The sequence below is a fragment of the Ferruginibacter sp. genome, assembly GCF_049840995.1.
In the GTDB taxonomy this organism is placed as follows: Bacteria; Bacteroidota; Bacteroidia; order Chitinophagales; family Chitinophagaceae; genus Ferruginibacter.
This window is the reverse complement of record NZ_JASGIP010000006.1, coordinates 1-19,428: the sequence shown is the minus strand read 5'-3', so window position 1 is coordinate 19,428 and position 19,428 is coordinate 1. Positions and strand designations below refer to the sequence as shown.

Below are 19,428 nucleotides of genomic sequence, written 5' to 3'. Positions count from 1 at the left end.
ATAAAAGAGCCCCTTGTAATCAAGGGGCTCTTTAGTTTTTCCGGTTAAATCAAACGGAAGCTGTTTTCCTGGATTTCTTCAGTTCCTCCTTGGTCTTTTCCAATTCCTCTTTTACTTTTTCCAGTTCTTTTTTCATCTCATCAGTATTGATCTGTTGTAATTCAATCTTCAGATTCTTCATCGATTCCTTGATCTCCTCGTTTATTTTATTCATATCCACTTCCTTCAACGCATCTTTTATTTGTTCGTTGATCTGTTTCATGTCTACCTCTTTCAGCGCATCCTGTACTTCCTTATTAATGCTCTTCATATCCACATCATCCAGTGAGTTCTTTACATCATCCATGATCTTTTTGGTGTCGATCTCCTTCAGCGAAGCGGTCACATCCTGCATGATCTTATTCATGTCCACGTCTTTTAAACTTTGCTGTACATCGTTCATGATCTTTTGTACATCCACATCTTTCAGCGCTTTGTTCACACTTGCGGTAACCTCGCCAAGGTCCAGTTGCTTCAGTTCGTCTGTAAGCTGCTGCATGGCCTGTTCCAGCTCTTTCATGGCCTTGTCCAGTTCTGCCTGGCTCAGTTTCTTTTTGGGCTTGGTGGTGTCTTCAAACACCTGTTGTGCACCCAGTTTCGGCTGCATGTAAGGCGAATCCTGGAATGACATAGTGATCAGACCGATCACGATTGCTGCAGTGATACCTGCCAGCACTTTTTTGTGTTTCAAAATAAATTGTTTCATGGCTTTACTTGATTTGATTATTGATTAAATACGAATAATTTCGTAACAAATATAGGCAGCTATTTTTATTTCCAAAATGAGTTAATGAAATTTAACATTTTAAAATGCTTTATTACAGGAGCGGCATTAATCCTTTTGCAATTTTAAAAGTCACACGCACTTCCGGCAAAGGCGGTCAATACATGTCAAACATCATTTTATCAACTCGTCATTTTATACGATTTTTACATAAATAATGTTACATGATGGCTGCAGAAAAAGAAATAAAGACTGTTAATGCGTTTATAGAACAGTTTAAAACAATTGTGGGAGAAGGATTTGTTTTTGTAGATGAAGAAGTGCTGAACAATTACGCACACGACGAAACAGAGAATTTGCATTTTTTGCCCGATGTGGTAATCAAGCCACGCACTGCCGAGGAGATCAGTGCAGTAATGAAGCTCTGCAACGCAGCAAAGATACCGGTTACACCACGGGGTGCAGGAACAGGCCTGGCAGGAGGAGCGCTGCCGCATTTTGGTGGTGTGCTCATTTCTATGGAAAGGCTAAACAGCATCATTGAAATAGACGAACGCAACCTGCAGGTAACCACCGAGCCCGGTGTGATAACCGAAGTGTTGCAGAATGCGGTAAAAGAAAAAGGATTATTCTATCCACCCGATCCCAGCAGCAGGGGCAGTTGTTTTATCGGCGGCAATATCTCTGCTAACAGCGGCGGGCCTAAAGCGGTGAAATATGGAGTGGTAAAAGATTATGTGCTCAACCTACAGTTAGTATTGCCTACCGGCGAAATTATCTGGACGGGTGCAAATGTTTTAAAGAATTCAACCGGCTATAATCTTACGCAACTGGTGGTGGGCAGCGAAGGAACGCTGGGTATTGTTACAAAGATCGTATTGAAACTGTTACCGCATCCTAAGTACGACCTGCTGATGCTGGTGCCTTTTAATGATCTTGAAAAAGCAGGAGCAGCAGTAAGCGCCATCTTTCGTGCAGGCTTTACACCCAGTGCATTGGAACTGGTGGAGATAGATGCATTGAAGATCGTAAGTAAAATGATGGACAGTGTTGCAGTACCTGTGAATGATGATATCGCCGCCCATCTTATAATAGAAGTGGACGGCAACCACATGGATACATTGATGAACGAAATGGAAGCCATTGCAACATTACTGGCTGATTTTGATTGCGGGGAGATATTTTTTGCAGACGATGCGCAACAGAAAGCGGAGTTGTGGAAGTTACGGCGCCGTGTAGCCGAAGCTGTAAAACTGGCCGGTTACACCATTGAAGAAGATACCGTGGTGCCCCGTGCTTCACTGCCGGCATTGATACATGGGGTAAAAGAACTGGGCAAGCAATACGATTTTCATGCCGTATGCTATGGGCATGCCGGCGATGGCAACCTGCATATACGCATCAAAAAAGAAGGTAGCATTTACAGTTTGAACAACCCGAAAGTGATACCATCATTAAAAGCGATGTTCAGTTTAGTGAAATCACTGGGAGGCACCATCAGTGGCGAACATGGCATTGGCCTTATACAAAAAGAATACATGGATATTGTTTTTGATCAAACCAACCTTTCGGTGATGAAAGGCATCAAAAAAGTATTCGACCCGAACAATATTTTAAACAAAGGAAAAATATTTGACCTGGCCTGACACCCTGTTAGACCTTAATAATAAACGAAAACGAAAAAGATGAAAAGAGTATTGGTAATTGCACTGGCATTGGTAATATCCGTTACCGGTTTTGCACAAAAAGACAGCGATAAAGAAAAAGAACATGGATTTAAAAAAGAGAACCTGTTTGTAGGCGGTGATGTAGCAGCCTCCTTTTACTCGGGTGGTACTTCGCTGGGTGTGAGTCCTTATTTTGGCTACAGCCTTAACAGGTTCATCGATGTGGCGGCCTCTTTTAATTTTAATTACACTTCGCAAAGGGATTATGATGTGTACGGTGATAAAGCGAGGCAGACCGTATATGGACCCGGTGGTTTTGTAAGAATATTCCCGGTGCGTTTTCTTTATGCACAGGCACAGTATGAACACAATTTTATCAAGTTCAAATATATGTACCCATCATCTTACAACCTGCCAAGTTCCACAACAAAACTGGATGCCAACAGTTTACTGGTAGGCGCCGGTTATTGCGGCGGCCGCGAAGGTGTAGGCGATCTTTTTTATTACTTCTCTATATCATGGGATGTTACAAAAGTGGCTGAATCACCTTATGTAGATGGATTAGGAAGAAATTTCCCGATCATCAAAGCAGGTTTGCAGGTGCCCTTGTTCCAGGGAAATGGCGGAGGAAGAGATCGCGGCTATCACAGGAGCAGGAGAGGGTACTAAAGAAAATTTTTTATTTCTTCCGGCACAGTAAGAACAGTAAGCCTGTCTTCAACCTTGTCGTACAGAAAATTTTCCTGCTGCATCATTTTTGCATGTGCTAAAAGATGATCATAAAAACCGGCGGTATTTAAAACGTATATTTCTTTATTGTGAATGCTGAGCTGGTTCCAGGTAAGCATTTCAAATAATTCATCCAGTGTACCAAAGCCGCCGGGTAATATCACCGCAGCATCACATTTTTCGTACAGCATTCTTTTGCGTACGTGCATATTGTCCACCACAATCAGTTCGGTAATACCCTGGTGGCTGTGTTCCCTGTCGGTAAGCAATTGCGGAATGATGCCGGTAACTTTTCCTCCTTTTTCCAATACAGCATTGGCCACTGCGCCCATAATGCCTTTATTACCGCCGCCATAAATAAGCGTGATATTTTTTTCTGCTAAAATATGTCCCAGCGTTTTTGCATGTGCTTCAAACAAAGGATTGTTACCGCTTTTACTGCCGCAAAAAACCGCTAATGATGTAATTGCCATAAATTGATTACCTTGAATTTTATTGCAAGCTAATTATTCATCATTAATAAATCATTATAAATTATTCTATGTCGCCGATCGTGTTGTTTTCCTTCGTTATTGCTTATTTCGTTATCCTGCTGGGCGTGGCCTGGTACACCAGTAAGAACAGTACTAACGATACATTCTTCAGCGGTAATAAGAACAGTAACTGGATGCTTGTTGCCTTTGGAATGATCGGTACAAGTTTGAGCGGCGTAACATTTGTAAGCGTGCCTGGTGCAGTGGGAGATTTTGCAGGAACCGGCTTTAAAGGTTTTGCCTATATGCAGGTGGCGATCGGCTACCTGATCGGTTATGCAGTGGTGGCTTTTATTTTGCTGCCTTTGTATTACCGGTTGAATCTTACTTCTATTTACAATTATTTATTGCAGCGTTTTGGTGTAGTGGCTTATAAAACCGGCGCATTATTTTTTATCATCAGCCGCACAGTGGGTGCAACAGCAAGGTTGTACCTGGTAGTAAATATCCTGCAGGTTTTTATACTGGATAAACTGCATGTGCCTTTTTTAGTGACCACTGCAGTGATCTTATTAATGATACTGCTGTATACTTTTGAAGGCGGTGTAAAAACGATCGTATATACTGATACGCTGCAAACTTCCCTGATGGTTACCGGGCTGGTGGTATGTGTCATTTTTATTTTAAACCAACTGCATTTATCAGGCGGTGAAGCTATCAGCGAGATCAGCAATCGTGGTTACTTTAATGTATTTAATCATGATGTGAACAGCAAGGGTTTTTTCCTTAAACAAATAATTGGGGGCGCATTTATTACAATAGCCATGACGGGCCTTGACCAGGAAATGATGCAGAAGAATATCAGTGTAAAACGCCTCGGCGATTCTCAAAAGAACATGATCACCATGAGTATTATTTTAGTAGGCGTGCTGTTCCTGTTTTTAGTGCTGGGTGGGTTGCTTTATTTATACACTACTTCAAAAGGAGCGGCTTATACCGAAGTGATGGTAAATGGTAAAATGGTAAAGCAACTGGTACTGAACGGCAATAATATTTTGGGTGATAAGATATTTCCAACAGTAGCGCTGGAAATGCTGCCACCCGCTATCAGCGTGATGTTCATCATTGCATTGATCTCTGCATTATTCCCCAGTGCAGATGGCGCCCTTACTGCGCTCACTTCTTCTTTCTGTATCGATATACTGGGCCTGCAAAAAAGAGATGACCTGGATGATAAAGGAAAAAAGAAATTACGCCTTACGGTGCATCTTACATTTACTGTAGTTTTTTTGATCTGCATCTGGGTGTTTTATAAAATATCGGATAACAGCATCATCGATAAGATACTGGATCTTGCAGGGTACACTTATGGCCCGTTACTGGGTTTATTTGCCTTTGGCATTTTTACCAAACGCAAACTTGCAAATACATTCCTGATCACAGCAGTATGCCTGCTGTCACCCGTAGTTTGTTACCTGGTAAATATTTACTCCGCCGAATTATTCGGCGCCTATAAAATTGGTATTGAAATGTTGCTGATCAATGGTATGCTCACCTTTATTGGCTTATTGTTAATTTCCAAAAAAGAGCGGCCCGAAGCCAATATTTTGCTGTAACTTTACAAAGTTAGTAAGTGCCATTCCACATTCGTAAAAATGTAGAATGGCATTGTATTTATATAATATCAAAACAGAAAAATGAACGGAGCGATCAATGCGTTAAAGCAACGCAGCTGGAAGGAAAGCCAGGCACACAGCAGCTGGCAGATATTTAAAATAATGGCAGAGTTTGTAGATGGGTTTGAAGCGTTGAGCAGGATTGGACCCTGTATATCAATTTTTGGAAGTGCCCGTACCAAACCCGGTAACAAATATTACGAACTGGCGGTGGAGATCAGTAAGCGGTTGGCAGAAGAAGGCTTTGGTATCATCACCGGCGGTGGCCCCGGCATTATGGAAGCAGCTAACAAAGGCGCTTCTATTGCAGGTGGTAAATCAGTGGGGTTGAATATCGATCTGCCTTTTGAGCAACATGCCAATCCCTATATCGACAGGGATAAATCATTGAATTTCGATTTCTTCTTTGTACGTAAAGTAATGTTTGTAAAATACTCACAAGGCTTTATCATGATGCCCGGTGGATTCGGTACCATGGATGAATTTTTTGAAGTGGCTACATTGATACAAACCGGTAAGTTCAGGCAATCGCCGATGATACTTGTGGGTAAAGATTATTGGGGCGGTTTGATCAAATGGATCAAAGAAACAATGGGGGAGGAAGAACATAATATCAACCCGGAAGATCTTAACCTGATCCATATTTTTGATACAGCTGAAGAAGTAGTGGACTTTACACTGGATTATTATAAAACAAAACCACTGGCGCCCAACTTTTAATGAAACTGGTGAACGATATCGCCGAAGCGTATGCAAAAAGGTTTTCATCGCCATTGGATACCGTATTGCAGGAAGTGGAAGACTATACCATGCAGCATCATCCGCATGCGCATATGCTGAGCGGGCATGTGCAGGGTAAAGTGCTGGAGATGATCAGTTGTATGATACAACCTGTAAACATTTTGGAGATCGGTACATTCACCGGATTCAGCGCTTTGTGCCTTAGCAAGGGATTGCGGCCCGGCGGTGCTTTGCACACCATTGAATTGCGGGAAGAAGATGCCGCCACTGCAAAAAAGTATTTTGAAAAAGCGGGTGCTGAAAATATTCACCTGCACATTGGTAATGCGCTGGAAGTGATACCCTCTTTAAAAAAAGAATGGGACCTCGTTTTTATAGATGCCGATAAAGTGAATTATGTCAATTATTATGAGCTGGTATTGCCCATGGTAAAGCCGGGCGGTTTTATACTGGCAGATAATGTGTTCTTTCATGGCGAAGTGCTGGAAGCGGAGATAAAAGGTAAGAATGCCAAGGCTATCCAGGCATTTAACGAACATGTTGCCGCTGATAAAAGAATTGATAGTGTATTGCTTACCGTTAGAGACGGTTTGATGCTGATAAAAAAAATATAGCATGAAGAAATTGCTGATCGCAACCTTATTTTATTGCTGTGCTGCAATGGTGCAGGCGCAGGACCTGATAACACCACAGCAATATATAGACACGTACAAGGATATTGCCATACGGGAAATGAAGCGTGCAGGTGTGCCCGCAGCCATTACCCTGGCACAGGGGCTGCTGGAAACAGAAAGCGGTAACAGCGACCTGGTAAAAAAATCAAATAATCATTTCGGTATTAAATGCAAAGCCAACTGGACGGGGGAAAGTGTTACGCATGATGATGATGCGGCAGGCGAATGTTTCAGGTTGTATAAAACTGCAGAAGACAGTTACAAAGACCACAGCGATTTTTTAAAGAACAGCCAGCGTTATAGCTTTTTATTCAAGCTGGATGTAAAGGATTATAAAGGCTGGGCTTACGGATTGAAAAAAGCAGGCTATGCCACCAATCCCAGTTATCCGCAGATATTGATAAAGCATATTGAACAGTACAACCTGCAGCAGTATACTTTGATAGGTGCCGGAGAGATGGAAGAAACGGATGCAGCTGCAACAGATGCTGCAGCAACCAACACCGATAAACCTGCTGATCCCAACCTGCCGGAAGTGAGCGAAAAAATATTGTCTGTGAACGGCAGCAAATGTATCTATGCAGGCAAGGGTACCTCCTTACTGGCACTGGCTACCAGGAACAATGTGGCTTTAAGTAAACTGTTAGCATATAATGAACTTTTACAGGATGGCATACTCGCAAAAGATCAGTATGTATATTTAGAAAAAAAATCAAAGACAGGTGCAACAGATTTTTATATTGCGGGAAATGGAGAATCCCTGACCGATATTGCGCAGAAGAACGGTATACAATTACAATCGCTGCTGGATTATAACCAAATGCCAAACAGTGAAGTGGTGGCGCCGGGTACCAAATTATTTTTAAAGCCGGGTATGACTGCAGTGAAACCTGTAGTTGTTCCGCAGGAAAAAACGGTAGCTGCTGTACCTAAAACACATATCGTTCAACCGAAGGAAGGTTTGTATGGCATTGCTAAAAAGTACAACGTTACTGTACAGCAATTACGGGAGTGGAACAACCTTCAATCAGATGCATTGCGTATTGGCCAGGAGCTGATCATTTCGAAATAAACATAAAAACCTTACAATGAATATTGAAGTACACAACAAAAAATTTATTCCATACATTACTGCTGCCGAAATTGATCAGCAAATCAATAAACTGGCTGCAGACCTTAACCGGGATTATGAAGGCAAACGTCCTTTGTTCATCGCTATACTGAATGGCTCTTTTATGTTTGCCGCCGATCTTTTTAAAGCCGTTACCATTGAGGCGGAAATATGTTTCATCAAACTGGCTTCGTATAAAGGCACCAAATCAACCGGTAATGTTATTACTTCAATAGGGCTGGACGAACCCCTGCACAACAGGCACGTGATCATTGTGGAGGATATCGTGGATACCGGTAAAACGCTGAATGAATTTCTGCCACAATTATTCAACCAGCAGCCGGCTTCGCTTAAAATTGCAGCATTATTGCATAAACCCGAGGCATTAGCATATCCGGTCAAAATTGATTATCTTGGGTTTAGCGTACCCAATAAATTCCTGCTGGGCTATGGCCTTGATTATGACGGGTTAGGGAGGAATTTAAAGGAGATCTACCAGTTGGCAGAAGAGTAACAGGCAACAAAAAGCCACAAAACACTGTCTTAAAACTAAAATATAGCATTAACCTATCTGTGTTAAAGCGGTTGCTACATATTATTTTATTTGCAATGTGTGCCCAGGTTGCAAGATCCCAGTATTATATACGGGGTGAAGTAAAAAATGAAAAGAACCAGCCTCTGCAAAATGTAAAAATTGTTTTACACTCCAATCATTTACTGTATTATTCCGGCAATTCGGGCGCTTTTGGTATCACTACAAGGGTGCTGAGCGATTCGCTTTCCTTCAGCCTGGATGGTTACGAACCAAAGACCATTAAGATCAATGCCGACCAATGGCAGGATGTGAATTTAAAAACATTGCCTTCCAATGTAAACCGCAACCGGCCTAAACTAATCTCTGTTACAAAGAACTTTAATCAAACCTCCAAATACCGCTGGTACGTTAATAACGAAACCTATTTTCAGCTGGTGGAGAATGAGTATGTGAATGCGGAGAAATTTCCGAATACGGGTTTTTCATTGAACGTGAATAAAGCTTCTTACAGCAATATCCGCCGGTTCATCAACATGGGCAGTACTGTGCCGCCTGATGCCGTTCGCACCGAAGAACTGCTGAATTATTTTAACCTGCACCGCAGGGAACCGGAACCTGGTGATGTGTTCAAGATACAATCACAATTATCTTCCTGCCCCTGGGATGAGGATAAGCAATTACTCTTCCTGAACATCAATGCAAGAAAGCTCGATCTTAACAAGATACCGCCCGGCAACTTCGTTTTTTTGATAGATGTTTCCGGCAGTATGGATATGCCGAACCGTTTGCCCTTATTGCAGGCAGCCTTTCAATTATTTGTAAAGAATCTGCGGCCGATAGATACCGTTTCTATTGTTACTTATGGTGGTACGGTAGGTATTCATTTACCACCCACCAGTGGTGCTGAAAAAGAAAAGATCATAGAGTCGATCGAAGAACTGGAAGCAAGTGGTGATACCCCCGGCGAAGCTGCTATCATGACGGCTTATCAACTGGCAGAACATACTTTTATCAAAGATGGTATCAACCGCGTTATTCTTGCCACCGATGGCGATTTTAATGTGGGCCTTACGTCGGAAAAAGCGCTGGATGAAATGATAACGAAGGAAAGACAATCGGGTGTTTTTCTTACCTGCCTGGGTGTGGGCATGGGCAATTTTAAAGACTCCAAATTAGAAACGCTTGCAAAAAGAGGGAACGGTAATTATGCTTACCTGGATGATATCGGCGAAGCAGAAAAAGTACTGGTGAAAGAACTGACACAAACATTTTACGCTGTTGCAGATGATGTGTATATGAACATGCAGTTCAATCCGAAATTTGTAAAACAATACCGGCTGATTGGATTTGATAATAAAAGGGATGCGGTATCTGACAGCACTATAGAAATGGAAGGAGGGGAGCTCGGCAGCGGCAGCAGTGTGCTGGCCATGTTTGAGATCATACCGCAGGATCCGAAACAGTTTGCACCCGATCCACTGGACAAAGATGGGATAGCCCGCTTATCCATGCGCTACAGTTTATGCAACGATACTTCTCATAAAGTAATGGAATATAGCTGCCCTGCAAACTATGCCGAATTTAAAGAGATGGATAAGGAATTGCAGTTCGCCACTGCGGTAACCATGTTTGCGCTTAAGATAAAACAATCCAAATATATTAAGGATGCAGACTGGCTGGGAATAGAAACGATTGCCACATCATCGTATAACGAGAAGGACTACCTGCAGACGGAGTTTTTGCAGATGATCGACAAAGCGCAGAAGATCTATAAGAGCAAGAAAACTAAAAAGAAAAAAGACGAATAGAGTGAGTGGTGAGTTGTCAGTGGTGAGTGGTCAGTAGTCAATGGTGAGTAGTGAATGACGGCTCTAACATTAAGCCCTTACTCACTATTCACCACTCACTACTCACTTTTTAGCTGAACATCTCCCTCACTTTATCAAAAAATGATTTATCGTTCTTATCTGGTTTGGGAACAAAATTCTGGCTATGCCTCATTTTGTCCAGCATTTGTTTTTCTTCCGAACTGGTGTGTTGCGGTGTCCAAACATTCACCTGTATCAACTGGTCTCCTTTTTCGTAACTGTTCACATTAGGGAAGCCTTTGCCTTTTAACCGGAATATTTTTCCGCTTTGTGTACCTGCGGGAATTTTTATTTTGGCCCTGCCATCAATGGTAGGTACTTCCACCTGTATGCCTTCCACTGCATCAGGGAAAGAAATATAAAGGTCATAAGCTACATTCAGCCCGTCCCTGTGCAGGTGTGGATGTGATTCTTCTTCTATCAAAACGATCAGGTCGCCATTGCTGCCGCCACGTTCGCCGGCATTGCCTTTACCACCCACGCTCAGTTGCATGCCTTCCTGTACACCGGCTGGTATATCAATGGTAACGGTCTCTTCGCCGTACACTCTTCCTTCGCCTTTGCAGGCAGTACATTTATTGGTAACGGTAGTGCCTTCGCCATTACAGGTAGGGCAGGTAGTCACCGTTTGCATCTGGCCTAAAAAAGTATTCTGCACCCTGCGTACCTGGCCACTGCCATTGCAGGTAGTACAGGTAGCAACACTGTTCTTATCTTTTGCACCATTACCGCCGCAGGTATTACAGGTCACATATTTTTTTACCTTGATGGTTTTTGAGGTGCCTTTGGCGATCTCTTCGTAATTGAGTTTTATTTTTACCCGCAGGTTGCTGCCGCGTATACCACGGCTACGGCCACCCGAACTTCTCCTGTTGCCGCCTCCGCCAAAAAAACTTCCGAAGGGACTTTCATCTCCAAAAATATCTCCGAACTGGCTGAATATATCGTCCATATTCATGCCAGCGCCACCACTGTATCCGCCCCCACCGCCACGGCCGGGTGCAAAGGCCTGGTGCCCGAACCGGTCGTACTGCGCTCTCTTATCAGCATCGCTCAATATTTCGTAAGCTTCTGCCGCTTCCTTGAATTTTTCTTCTGCTGCTTTATCGCCGGGGTTCCGGTCGGGGTGAAACTGCATCGCCACCTTACGGTACGCTTTCTTGATCTCATCCTGCGACGCAGATTTGGAGACTCCTAAAATTTCGTAAAAATCTTTTTTAGACATAATTACTGGTTACAAGCTTCAGATAAAAAATGGAACAGCATACTCAATACTTGTGGCTTGAAGCTTGCTGCTTTAAATTTATTTTCCCACCACCACTTTTGCAAAACGGATGATCTTGTCATTCAGGTAATAACCTTTTTCCACTTCATCCACCACTTTACCTTTCATATCATCACCGGCAGGTACTTCTGTAATGGCTTCGTGTTTTTCCACATCAAAATCGGTGTTAACACTCTGCATGGCTTTAAGGCCTTTATTGGTCAAAGCAGTCCTTAATTTGCCAAATACCAATGCTACGCCCTGTTTTAAAGAAGCGGCGTCTTCGCTCTGCTGCATTTGTTTTTCAGCACGGTCGCAATCGTCCAGTACTTCCAGTAAAGAAACGATCACATCCTTACCGGCAGTCTGTATCAGATCGATACGCTCTTTGGCACTGCGTCTTTTAAAATTGTCAAATTCAGCAAAAAGGCGCAGGTATTTATCCTTTTGCTCTTCCAGTTCGGCCTGTATCTTTTCGGTGGCATCTTCGGCACCTTCGTTGCTTAAATGGGTATTGCCGGGTACATCTGCATCGGCATTGATATTCATTTCCAGGTTATCTTCCTGTGTTGTCGCTTGTTTCTGATCCATACTCATTTTAAAAATTGGTTGCGAAGGTACAACAGTCAAACATTTTGCCAAGCCTTGTTTTGCAGCCAAATTGGCAACTTTAGCCCCTGTTACGGGCCCTGTTTTACAAATTGGCGGCCCAGGAGTAAAAACAGGTAACTTTTTCAGGAATGGATAAAAAGGTTGGCAACCCTGCAGGCAAGGGGTAACTTTGCGCCATGAAAAGCATTATTCTGAATAAAAATATCAGCCGCAGGGTGGAGAATGGTCACCCGTGGGTGTTTGATAATGAGGTAAATAAAGGAAAAGAAAGGGATACCAACGCCTCGCCCGGCGAGATAGTGGAAGTGTACAGTTTTGATAAAAAATACATCGGTACGGGTTATTACAACCCTCAATCGCAGATATCTGTACGCCTGCTTACCAGGGATAAAAATGAGGCCATCAATGATGATTTTTTTTATAAAAGGATTCAGCAGGCATGGCAGTACCGGCAAAAGATCGGCTATACCGAAAACTGCCGCCTCATTTTTGGTGAAGCAGATGATATGCCGCAACTCATCATCGATAAATTCAATGATTATTTTGTGATACAAACACTGGCCCTGGGCATGGATCGCTGGAAGCCTGCTATTGTAAAGGCGTTGAACAGTCTTTTTACACCCAAAGGCATTTACGAACGCAATGATGTGCCCGTGCGGGAACTGGAAGGTATGGAACAGCAGAAAGGATTTCTTTCTGAACCATTTGATACCAATATCATCATCAACGAGAACGGTATCAAATTCAATGTGGATATTGCCAACGGGCAAAAGACCGGTTATTTTTTAGACCAGCAGGATAACCGCAAAGCCATACAAAATATTGTAAAAGGGGCGGATGTGCTCGGTGCCTTTTGTTATACCGGTTCCTTTGAAATAAGTGCAGGATTTTATGGCGCTAAATCGGTATTGGGCCTAGATATTTCGCAGAATGCCATTGATATGTGCAATAAAAATGCTGCACTGAATGGATTGGAAAATATTTGCCGCTTTGAATGCGTGAATGCTTTTGATGTGTTAAAAACATGGACAAAAGAAACCAGGCGCTGGGATGTGGTGATGCTCGATCCACCATCATTCACCAAAAGCCGTGGTACTATTGATAAAGCTGTTGCAGGTTACAAAGAGATCAATTTACGCGGCATGAAACTGGTAAAGCCCGGCGGTTTTTTAGTTACTTCCAGTTGTACCAACCTGGTGCAGCCGGAATTATTTTTGGATATCATACAAATGGCGGCCAAAGATGCCAAGCGAAAAATACGGCAGGTGGTATTGAATGCACAAAGCGCCGATCATCCCATTATAAGAGGGCAGGAGTATACGCATTACCTCAAATTCCTGATCGTGCAGGTAATGTGATCCGTTAAAAATATTTTTTGAACCGGCATAGGGGTACAACTGCAGTTGGTTGTTATTATTAAAAAGTATTTTTGACGGCAGCCATAAAAATAGAAAAAGCACCTAAAGCTATACCGACCGGACTGGATAACGAAGCTATTATACCACTTTTGGCAAAGAGGGATGAAAATGCCTTTGAGCAGGTTTTTAAATTGCATTATAAAAATCTGCACAGTTATGCCTTTGCTATGCTTAAGGAGGAAACCTATGCAGAAGAGATCGTGCAGCAGGTATTCTTTAAATTATGGGAGAGGGCCGAAGCTGTTTCAATATCAGGATCGGTGGCTGCCTACCTGTACCGTGCAGTACACAACGAAAGTCTCAATCATTTAAAACATCAGAAAGTAAAAGCATCGCACCAGTTGCATGTGGCATACAGCATGAAAGATGCGGTGGAAACTGCGCCCAAAACTTTGCAGGCAAAAGAACTGGAGAAGAAGATACAGGCTGCGCTGAATGCATTACCTGAGCAATGCAGAACAATTTTCCAGATGAGCCGGTTTGAAGAAATGAAGTATAAAGAGATCGCTGAAAAACTGCATCTTTCTGTAAAGACGGTGGAGAACCAGATGGGCAAAGCATTGAAGATATTAAGAGAAGAACTGGCGGAATATTTACCCTTATTATTTTTATTTTTTAATCTTTAAAAACAGCAAGCTGGAAAATAATTTTCAACATATTGATGATGATCTGCTGATAAAATATTTATTAGGGGAAGCTGCTGAAGATGAAGTGGCCCGGGTAAATAAATTAATTGCCGAAGACGATGCCTGGAGAAAGCAATTTGAGCAATTAAAAACGATCTGGGATAACAGTCATGATATTTCGGCAGTATCGAATGCGGATGAAGATGCGGCATGGCAACGCTTTAAGAACCGGGTGACCTACCGGGAGCAACAGGCAAAGCCGGTAAAAAGGATGAGCTGGATGAAAGTAGCTGCTGCTGTAGTAGTGCTTGTAGGAATTGGGCTGATCAGTTATTTTGTTTTTAATAAAGAGACTGCTCCAAAGGAGATCGCATTCCGATCCTTGCAACAGGTAGTAAATGATACCTTGCCCGACGCATCTGTAGTAACGCTGAATAAGAATTCCAGCTTAACTTATCCTGAACAATTTAAAGGCGATACAAGGGCGGTTGCTTTAAAAGGCGAAGCTTTTTTTACAGTAACTCCCAATAAAGAGAAGCCATTCATTATTGCGGTAAATGATGTACAGGTAAAAGTAGTGGGCACTTCATTTAATATTAAAGAAATGAAGGATGCTACGCAGATCGTTGTGGAAACCGGTATTGTGCAGGTAACGCACAATGGGCAAACAGTAGCATTGAAGGCGGGTGAACGTATCACTGTTTCAAAACAGGATACTGAGCTAAAGAAAGAAAGCAGCGCAGATAAACTGTATAATTATTACCGCAGCAAAGCATTTGTTTGTGATAACACGCCTTTGTGGAAACTGGTGGAAGTATTGAATGAAGCATACGATACCAGCATCATCATCGGCAACAATTCGATCAGGAATATCCCCATCACAACTACCTTTTATAACGAACCACTCGACAAGGTGTTGCTTATAATCAGCGAAACACTGAATATTACAGTTGCAAAAAAAGGCGACAGTATAGTTTTACAATAATAAGACCGACTGATGAAACAATTAAGGCATTGCTGTTTTGTTATAATCATCTTATCAGCAGCAAACATTTGCCGGGCGCAAAATTTACTGGACCGTACCATTTCCATACAGGTTAATAAACAAAGGCTGGACAATGTATTGGAGATCATCAGCAATAAAGCCAATTTTTATTTTTCGTATAATTCGGCGATCATTAAAAAAGACAGTATTGTTACATTTAATTATACCGGTAAAACTATAAGAGCTGTATTAAATAGTTTATTTGATGGTACGTATGAGTTCAAAGAAAGCGGCAACTACATCATTATCCGGAAAGCGCCGATACGGCTTACGGTTGTTACAAAAAAGGCAGAGGTAAAAGATAAGATATACTCGGTTGCCGGTTATGTATACGACGAACAATCAGGTATGGGAATAAATGAGGCCAGTGTGTATGAAAAAAACATACTGGCTTCCGCATTTACAAATAATGCCGGTTATTTTAAACTGAAATTAAAAAGCAGTAAAGCAAAGTTTGCAGCGCTTACCGTAAGCAAGGAATTTTATAAAGACGCTTCATTAAATATTGAGCCCAATGTAAACCAGGAAGTAACGATCACTTTAATGCCGGAAGAAAACCCGGCCACCACAATTACTGTTGCTCCCGAAGATTATATTACGCCGGATACTTTAAGAACGGGTGATACCGTTCCTAAAAAAATAATGATCAATGCTGATACTGTTAAGGTAGAAAAGCTGGGTCTCAGTAAGTTCTTTTTATCTGCCAAACAAAAGATACAAAGCCTTAACCTGAAAAATTTTTTTACAACAAGGCCATTCCAGGCATCCCTTACTCCAAAGCTCAGTTCACACGGCTATATGAGTGCGCAGGTGGTGAATAATTTTTCGCTCAATGTTTTTGGTGGTTATACTGCGGGTACCAACGGTGCAGAGATCGGAGGACTTTTTAATATTGATAAGAAAGCGGTACAATATTTCCAGGCTGCTGGTTTATTCAATGCAGTGGGTGGCAGGGTAAAGGGTTTCCAGGTAGCGGGATTGAGCAATATCGTACTGGATACGGTGCAGGGTTTCCAGGCGGCCGGTATCAACAATATTGTAAAAGGAAAATTTCATGGCTTCCAGGTGGGCGGCGTGTACAATCATGTTACAGATAGTGTACGTGGTTTCCAGGCGGCAGGTGTGGGTAATTTTGCCAATAAAAAAGTTACCGGTCTGCAAATAGCCGGTGTGGCCAATTTCAGCAGGAGAGAAACTGACGGTGTGCAGATAGCGGGCGTGTTCAATTATTCTAAAAAATTAAGAGGGGTACAATTCGGCCTGATCAATATTGCAGATTCATCCAGCGGTTACAGCATCGGGTTGATCAATATTGTGCTGAAGGGTTATCATAAACTCAGTTTTTCAACCAATGAATTATTGAATGTGAATGTTGCATTTAAAACCGGCAATCCAAAATTCTACAGTATACTTACTGCAGGATTACATACCGGTGTAAATAATAAAGCATATTCTTATGGATATGGACTGGGCAGCGAGAGATTCCTGGATAAAAATAAAAGCCTTTCACTTAATCCTGAAATTACCTGCCAGTATTTGTATCTCGGTTCGTGGGATTATACCAACTTGTATAACAAACTCGCGTGTCGCAGAAGCTCGCCGAGCTCGACCTCGACGAGGCGGGCGATCCGATGTCGGCGATCCAGCGCGCGTCTCCGACCCCGAGGTCCTGCTCGGCGCGGTGCGGTCGTCCGAGCAGGTGCAGATGGCACCCGTGCTCGACGCGTCCACCGCCGCCGTGGTCGGCTACGTCGACTACATGGTCGACGCCGTGGCGGCACGGCTCATCGGCGGCGACGCGCTGCGCATCGCCGAGGCGGTGCGCCGGCGCCGCATCGAGGCCGGTGCCGAGGACGTGTTCATCGAGCGGCTCCTCGGCCTGCAGGTCACGCCGGCGCTCGTGCAGCGGGGCAAGAACTTCATCGCCGGGGTGCGTCGACCGCGCCGGCGAAGGAGCGCTGTCGCAGCTGTTCGCGACGGCGACCTCGTTGCCCACGCCGGCCGAGCTCGAGGCCCCCGGCCTGTGGCTCGCTCGCATCGAGCTGTGAGCGGCTCGCCCGCCGAACCGGTACCCGACCGCACGCTCGCCCCACGAGCTCGAGTACTCCCCGTCGAGCTGCATCCCGTCGCTCGACGCCGAGCTCGCCGAGTACTCGCGCCGCAGCGCCGACGCCGCACGTCGCTTCCCGTCGCGCGACCTCGCGTACGGCGACGCACCGTCGCAGCGGGTCGTCGTGTTCGAGTCGTCGCCCGGTGCGCCGCTGCACGTGTTCGTGCACGGCGGCTACTGGCAGGCGCTCGGTGCTGCGGACTCGTTGTTCCCGGCGCCCGAGCTGCTCGCCGCCGGTCGCTCGTTCGCCGCGGTCGACTACACGCTCGCCCCGACGGCCACGATCGGCGCGATCGTCGACGAGTGCGTCGCCGCCGTCGAGTGCGTGGTCCGCGAGTTGCGTCCCTCGCACGTCACGCTGTCGGGCAGCTCGGCCGGTGCCCATCTCGCCGCGCACGTCGCGCTGCGAGCGGCGGTCGGCATCGACCGGCTCGTGCTGTTGAGCGGGATCTTCCTGCTCCACCCGCTCGTCGACACCTACGTGAACGACGCGCTCGGCCTCGACGACGTCACGGCGGCCACGTGGTCGGTGCCGCTCGAGGTGCGGCCGCAGGGCCAGGTGCTCGTGCTGCACGGCGAGCGCGAGACCGCCACGTTCAAGGCGCAGAGCGCCCGTCTCGCGGCGGCATGGGGGGTGCCGACGGTCGAGGTGGTCGGTCGGAACCACTTCGACGTGGTGCACGATCTCACGGCGATCGACCTGCGTCCGGGGCTGCCGAGCGCGGCGCCTGGCGTGACGTACCCGACGACCCCGACGACCCGGCGGTGGTGGGGGTGGCGGCGGCGGAACGCCCGGGCGCGCCCCGGCGCCTGGCGCCGGAAGCGTTGCACCCGGACGAGCGGCTCGAGCCGGGCGGGCCGGCGGCCTGACCGGTCGCGCCGACCGACCGGCACGGCGGCGCACCGCGTCGCCGATGCCCAGCGCAGCCAGCGGACAGCGGGATCACGTGGCCGCGCTCGACCGCACGCGAGCCGATGGCGTAGTACAGCACGGTCGCGACACCCACGGTGCCGACGAGCACGAACCCGAGGCGGCCCGGCATCGACAGCAACACGGGGACGACGCCGGCGCCCACCCATCCCAGCTGGAACCTCGTCTCGTACTGGGCGAACGCACGGCCACGGTTGGCGTCCGGTGCGTCGCGCTGCACGATCGCCTCGAACGCGAGCCGGCCGATGGCCGCACTGAAGTTGACCGACCCGGCGAGCAACATGCCCGACACGACACCGCCGAGGAACGCCGTACCCAACCCGGCGGCCGCGACGATCGCCGTGGTGACCACGAGCATCGTCTCCTCGCGCAGCTTGCTGCGGATGAAGGGCGCAGCGGCGTTGCCGCCCATGGTGAGGATGCTGGCGAAGCCGAGCGACAGGCCGAACCAGACAAGGCCGGCGTCCTGGGCCCGGAACCAGAAGAACAGGTGGAAGAACGTGAAGCCGACCACTTCACCGCGCAGCAGCAACATCGTGTTCGACACGAGCACGACACCGTCCGAGTGCAGCTCGACCTCCTCGGCCTGACCGGCGGCACGTGCTGCGATCACCTCGCCCGGTAGGCGGTTGGCCATCACGAACACGACGACGAAGATGGCGGCCGAGTAGAGCAGCGTGGCGGTGGCGCCGACGGTCTTCTGCATGATGCCCACGGGCGCCACGGCGACCGCTCCGACGAGACCCGAGATCAGACCGAGCTTCGAGTTCGGCCTCGACGAGCTCGGCCTCGGTGCGCACGACGGTCGGCACGATCGCGCTCTTCGAGATCGCGTAGGTCTTCTGCCCCAACCATCGCGACGAACGCGAGCGGGAACAGCAACAGGCTGTCCACGTTGAACGCCATCAGCACCGACAGCACCACACGCACGACGGTGATGATCTGGATCACGAGCCGACGACCGCCGGCCATCCGGTCGATCGCCAGGCCGATGAGCGGTGCGACGAACAGGAACGGCACGAAGCTGATCCCGAGGAACATCGGCGACGCGCCCGCGAGCCGCGTCGGCGTCGAGGCTGAACAGCACCGAGTACGGCGAGCACGACCGCCATCGCCGCGTCGCCGGCGGCCATCGCTGCGTGGGTGCGGGCGAGCCGTCCGAACTTCGACGTGGGTGCGGCTGGA

At 46.3% G+C, this 19,428-nt stretch carries 18 protein-coding genes and 2 pseudogenes; 13 read left to right on the top strand and 7 right to left on the bottom strand.

Going from position 1 to position 19,428, the window contains the following annotated elements; genetic code table 11:
• Positions 1-49 precede the first annotated feature (49 nt).
• The gene (locus tag QM738_RS15335; RefSeq protein ID WP_462277607.1) at positions 50-745 is read right to left on the bottom strand and encodes a hypothetical protein; all 696 of its coding nucleotides are present in this window, start codon (positions 743-745) and stop codon (positions 50-52) included.
• Positions 746-987: 242 nt separating this feature from the next.
• On the opposite strand from QM738_RS15335, the gene QM738_RS15330 reads away from it, so the two are divergent.
• Both QM738_RS15330 and QM738_RS15325 read left to right on the top strand, forming a co-directional pair.
• Positions 988-2,409 (top strand): FAD-binding oxidoreductase, encoded by a 1,422-nt coding sequence (locus tag QM738_RS15330; RefSeq protein WP_462277606.1) that lies wholly within the window; start codon positions 988-990, stop codon positions 2,407-2,409.
• Positions 2,410-2,448: 39 nt separating this feature from the next.
• Positions 2,449-3,099, top strand: a complete 651-nt coding sequence (locus QM738_RS15325; protein WP_462277605.1) for a hypothetical protein — start codon at positions 2,449-2,451, stop codon at positions 3,097-3,099.
• Here the strand turns inward: QM738_RS15325 and QM738_RS15320 are convergent.
• Positions 3,096-3,632 carry an LOG family protein gene (locus tag QM738_RS15320; RefSeq protein WP_462277604.1) on the bottom strand — a complete coding sequence of 179 codons (537 nt, stop codon included), beginning with the start codon at positions 3,630-3,632 and terminating at the stop codon, positions 3,096-3,098. The genes QM738_RS15325 and QM738_RS15320 overlap by 4 nt on opposite strands.
• A 68-nt stretch (positions 3,633-3,700) precedes the next feature.
• On the opposite strand from QM738_RS15320, the gene QM738_RS15315 reads away from it, so the two are divergent.
• From QM738_RS15315 to QM738_RS15290, 6 genes are all read left to right on the top strand, one after another.
• Positions 3,701-5,248 carry a sodium:solute symporter gene (locus QM738_RS15315; RefSeq protein WP_462277603.1) on the top strand — a complete coding sequence of 516 codons (1,548 nt, stop codon included), beginning with the start codon at positions 3,701-3,703 and terminating at the stop codon, positions 5,246-5,248.
• 81 nt (positions 5,249-5,329) lie between these two features.
• A complete protein-coding gene (locus QM738_RS15310; RefSeq protein ID WP_462277602.1) occupies positions 5,330-6,028 on the top strand; it encodes an LOG family protein in 699 nt (232 codons plus the stop codon).
• Positions 6,028-6,663: an O-methyltransferase gene (locus QM738_RS15305; protein ID WP_462277601.1), complete on the top strand. Its 636-nt coding sequence runs from the start codon at positions 6,028-6,030 to the stop codon at positions 6,661-6,663. The genes QM738_RS15310 and QM738_RS15305 overlap by 1 nt, the downstream gene beginning before the upstream one ends.
• A gap of 1 nt (position 6,664) precedes the next feature.
• Positions 6,665-7,795: a glucosaminidase domain-containing protein gene (locus tag QM738_RS15300; protein ID WP_462277600.1), complete on the top strand. Its 1,131-nt coding sequence runs from the start codon at positions 6,665-6,667 to the stop codon at positions 7,793-7,795.
• A gap of 16 nt (positions 7,796-7,811) precedes the next feature.
• A complete protein-coding gene (gene hpt / locus QM738_RS15295) occupies positions 7,812-8,348 on the top strand; it encodes a hypoxanthine phosphoribosyltransferase (RefSeq protein ID WP_462277599.1) in 537 nt (178 codons plus the stop codon).
• Positions 8,349-8,443: 95 nt separating this feature from the next.
• Positions 8,444-10,177 (top strand): vWA domain-containing protein, encoded by a 1,734-nt coding sequence (locus tag QM738_RS15290; RefSeq protein ID WP_462277598.1) that lies wholly within the window; start codon positions 8,444-8,446, stop codon positions 10,175-10,177.
• A gap of 109 nt (positions 10,178-10,286) precedes the next feature.
• On the opposite strand, the gene dnaJ is transcribed toward QM738_RS15290, so the two are convergent.
• Entirely contained in the window at positions 10,287-11,462 is a 1,176-nt protein-coding gene (gene dnaJ, locus QM738_RS15285; RefSeq protein WP_462277597.1) for a molecular chaperone DnaJ, read from the bottom strand.
• A gap of 78 nt (positions 11,463-11,540) precedes the next feature.
• A complete protein-coding gene (locus QM738_RS15280) occupies positions 11,541-12,092 on the bottom strand; it encodes a nucleotide exchange factor GrpE (RefSeq protein WP_462277596.1) in 552 nt (183 codons plus the stop codon).
• 197 nt (positions 12,093-12,289) lie between these two features.
• Here QM738_RS15280 and QM738_RS15275 point away from each other — a divergent pair, with 197 nt between their 5' ends.
• From QM738_RS15275 to QM738_RS15265, 3 genes are all read left to right on the top strand, one after another.
• Positions 12,290-13,471: a class I SAM-dependent rRNA methyltransferase gene (locus QM738_RS15275; protein WP_462277595.1), complete on the top strand. Its 1,182-nt coding sequence runs from the start codon at positions 12,290-12,292 to the stop codon at positions 13,469-13,471.
• 71 nt (positions 13,472-13,542) lie between these two features.
• Complete coding sequence (locus tag QM738_RS15270; RefSeq protein ID WP_462277594.1) at positions 13,543-14,157, top strand: RNA polymerase sigma-70 factor; 615 nt, start codon at positions 13,543-13,545, stop codon at positions 14,155-14,157.
• A gap of 85 nt (positions 14,158-14,242) precedes the next feature.
• Positions 14,243-15,142, top strand: coding sequence for a FecR family protein (locus QM738_RS15265; RefSeq protein ID WP_462277593.1), 900 nt, complete (start codon positions 14,243-14,245; stop codon positions 15,140-15,142).
• A 990-nt stretch (positions 15,143-16,132) separates the two neighbouring features.
• Here QM738_RS15265 and QM738_RS15260 read toward each other — a convergent pair.
• Positions 16,133-16,288, bottom strand: a complete 156-nt coding sequence (locus tag QM738_RS15260; protein WP_462277592.1) for a hypothetical protein — start codon at positions 16,286-16,288, stop codon at positions 16,133-16,135.
• Between the two features lie 370 nt (positions 16,289-16,658).
• Here QM738_RS15260 and QM738_RS15255 point away from each other — a divergent pair.
• Positions 16,659-17,081: pseudogene (locus tag QM738_RS15255) on the top strand (zinc-dependent metalloprotease); the annotation flags it as partial.
• A 355-nt stretch (positions 17,082-17,436) separates the two neighbouring features.
• A pseudogene (locus QM738_RS15250) lies at positions 17,437-17,730 on the top strand (alpha/beta hydrolase); the annotation flags it as partial.
• A gap of 268 nt (positions 17,731-17,998) precedes the next feature.
• On the opposite strand, the gene QM738_RS15245 reads toward QM738_RS15250, so the two are convergent.
• Positions 17,999-18,949: an MFS transporter gene (locus tag QM738_RS15245; protein ID WP_462278202.1), complete on the bottom strand. Its 951-nt coding sequence runs from the start codon at positions 18,947-18,949 to the stop codon at positions 17,999-18,001.
• A 44-nt stretch (positions 18,950-18,993) separates the two neighbouring features.
• A partial coding sequence (locus QM738_RS15240) for a hypothetical protein (RefSeq protein WP_462277591.1) occupies positions 18,994-19,428 on the bottom strand: 435 nt, incomplete at its 5' end.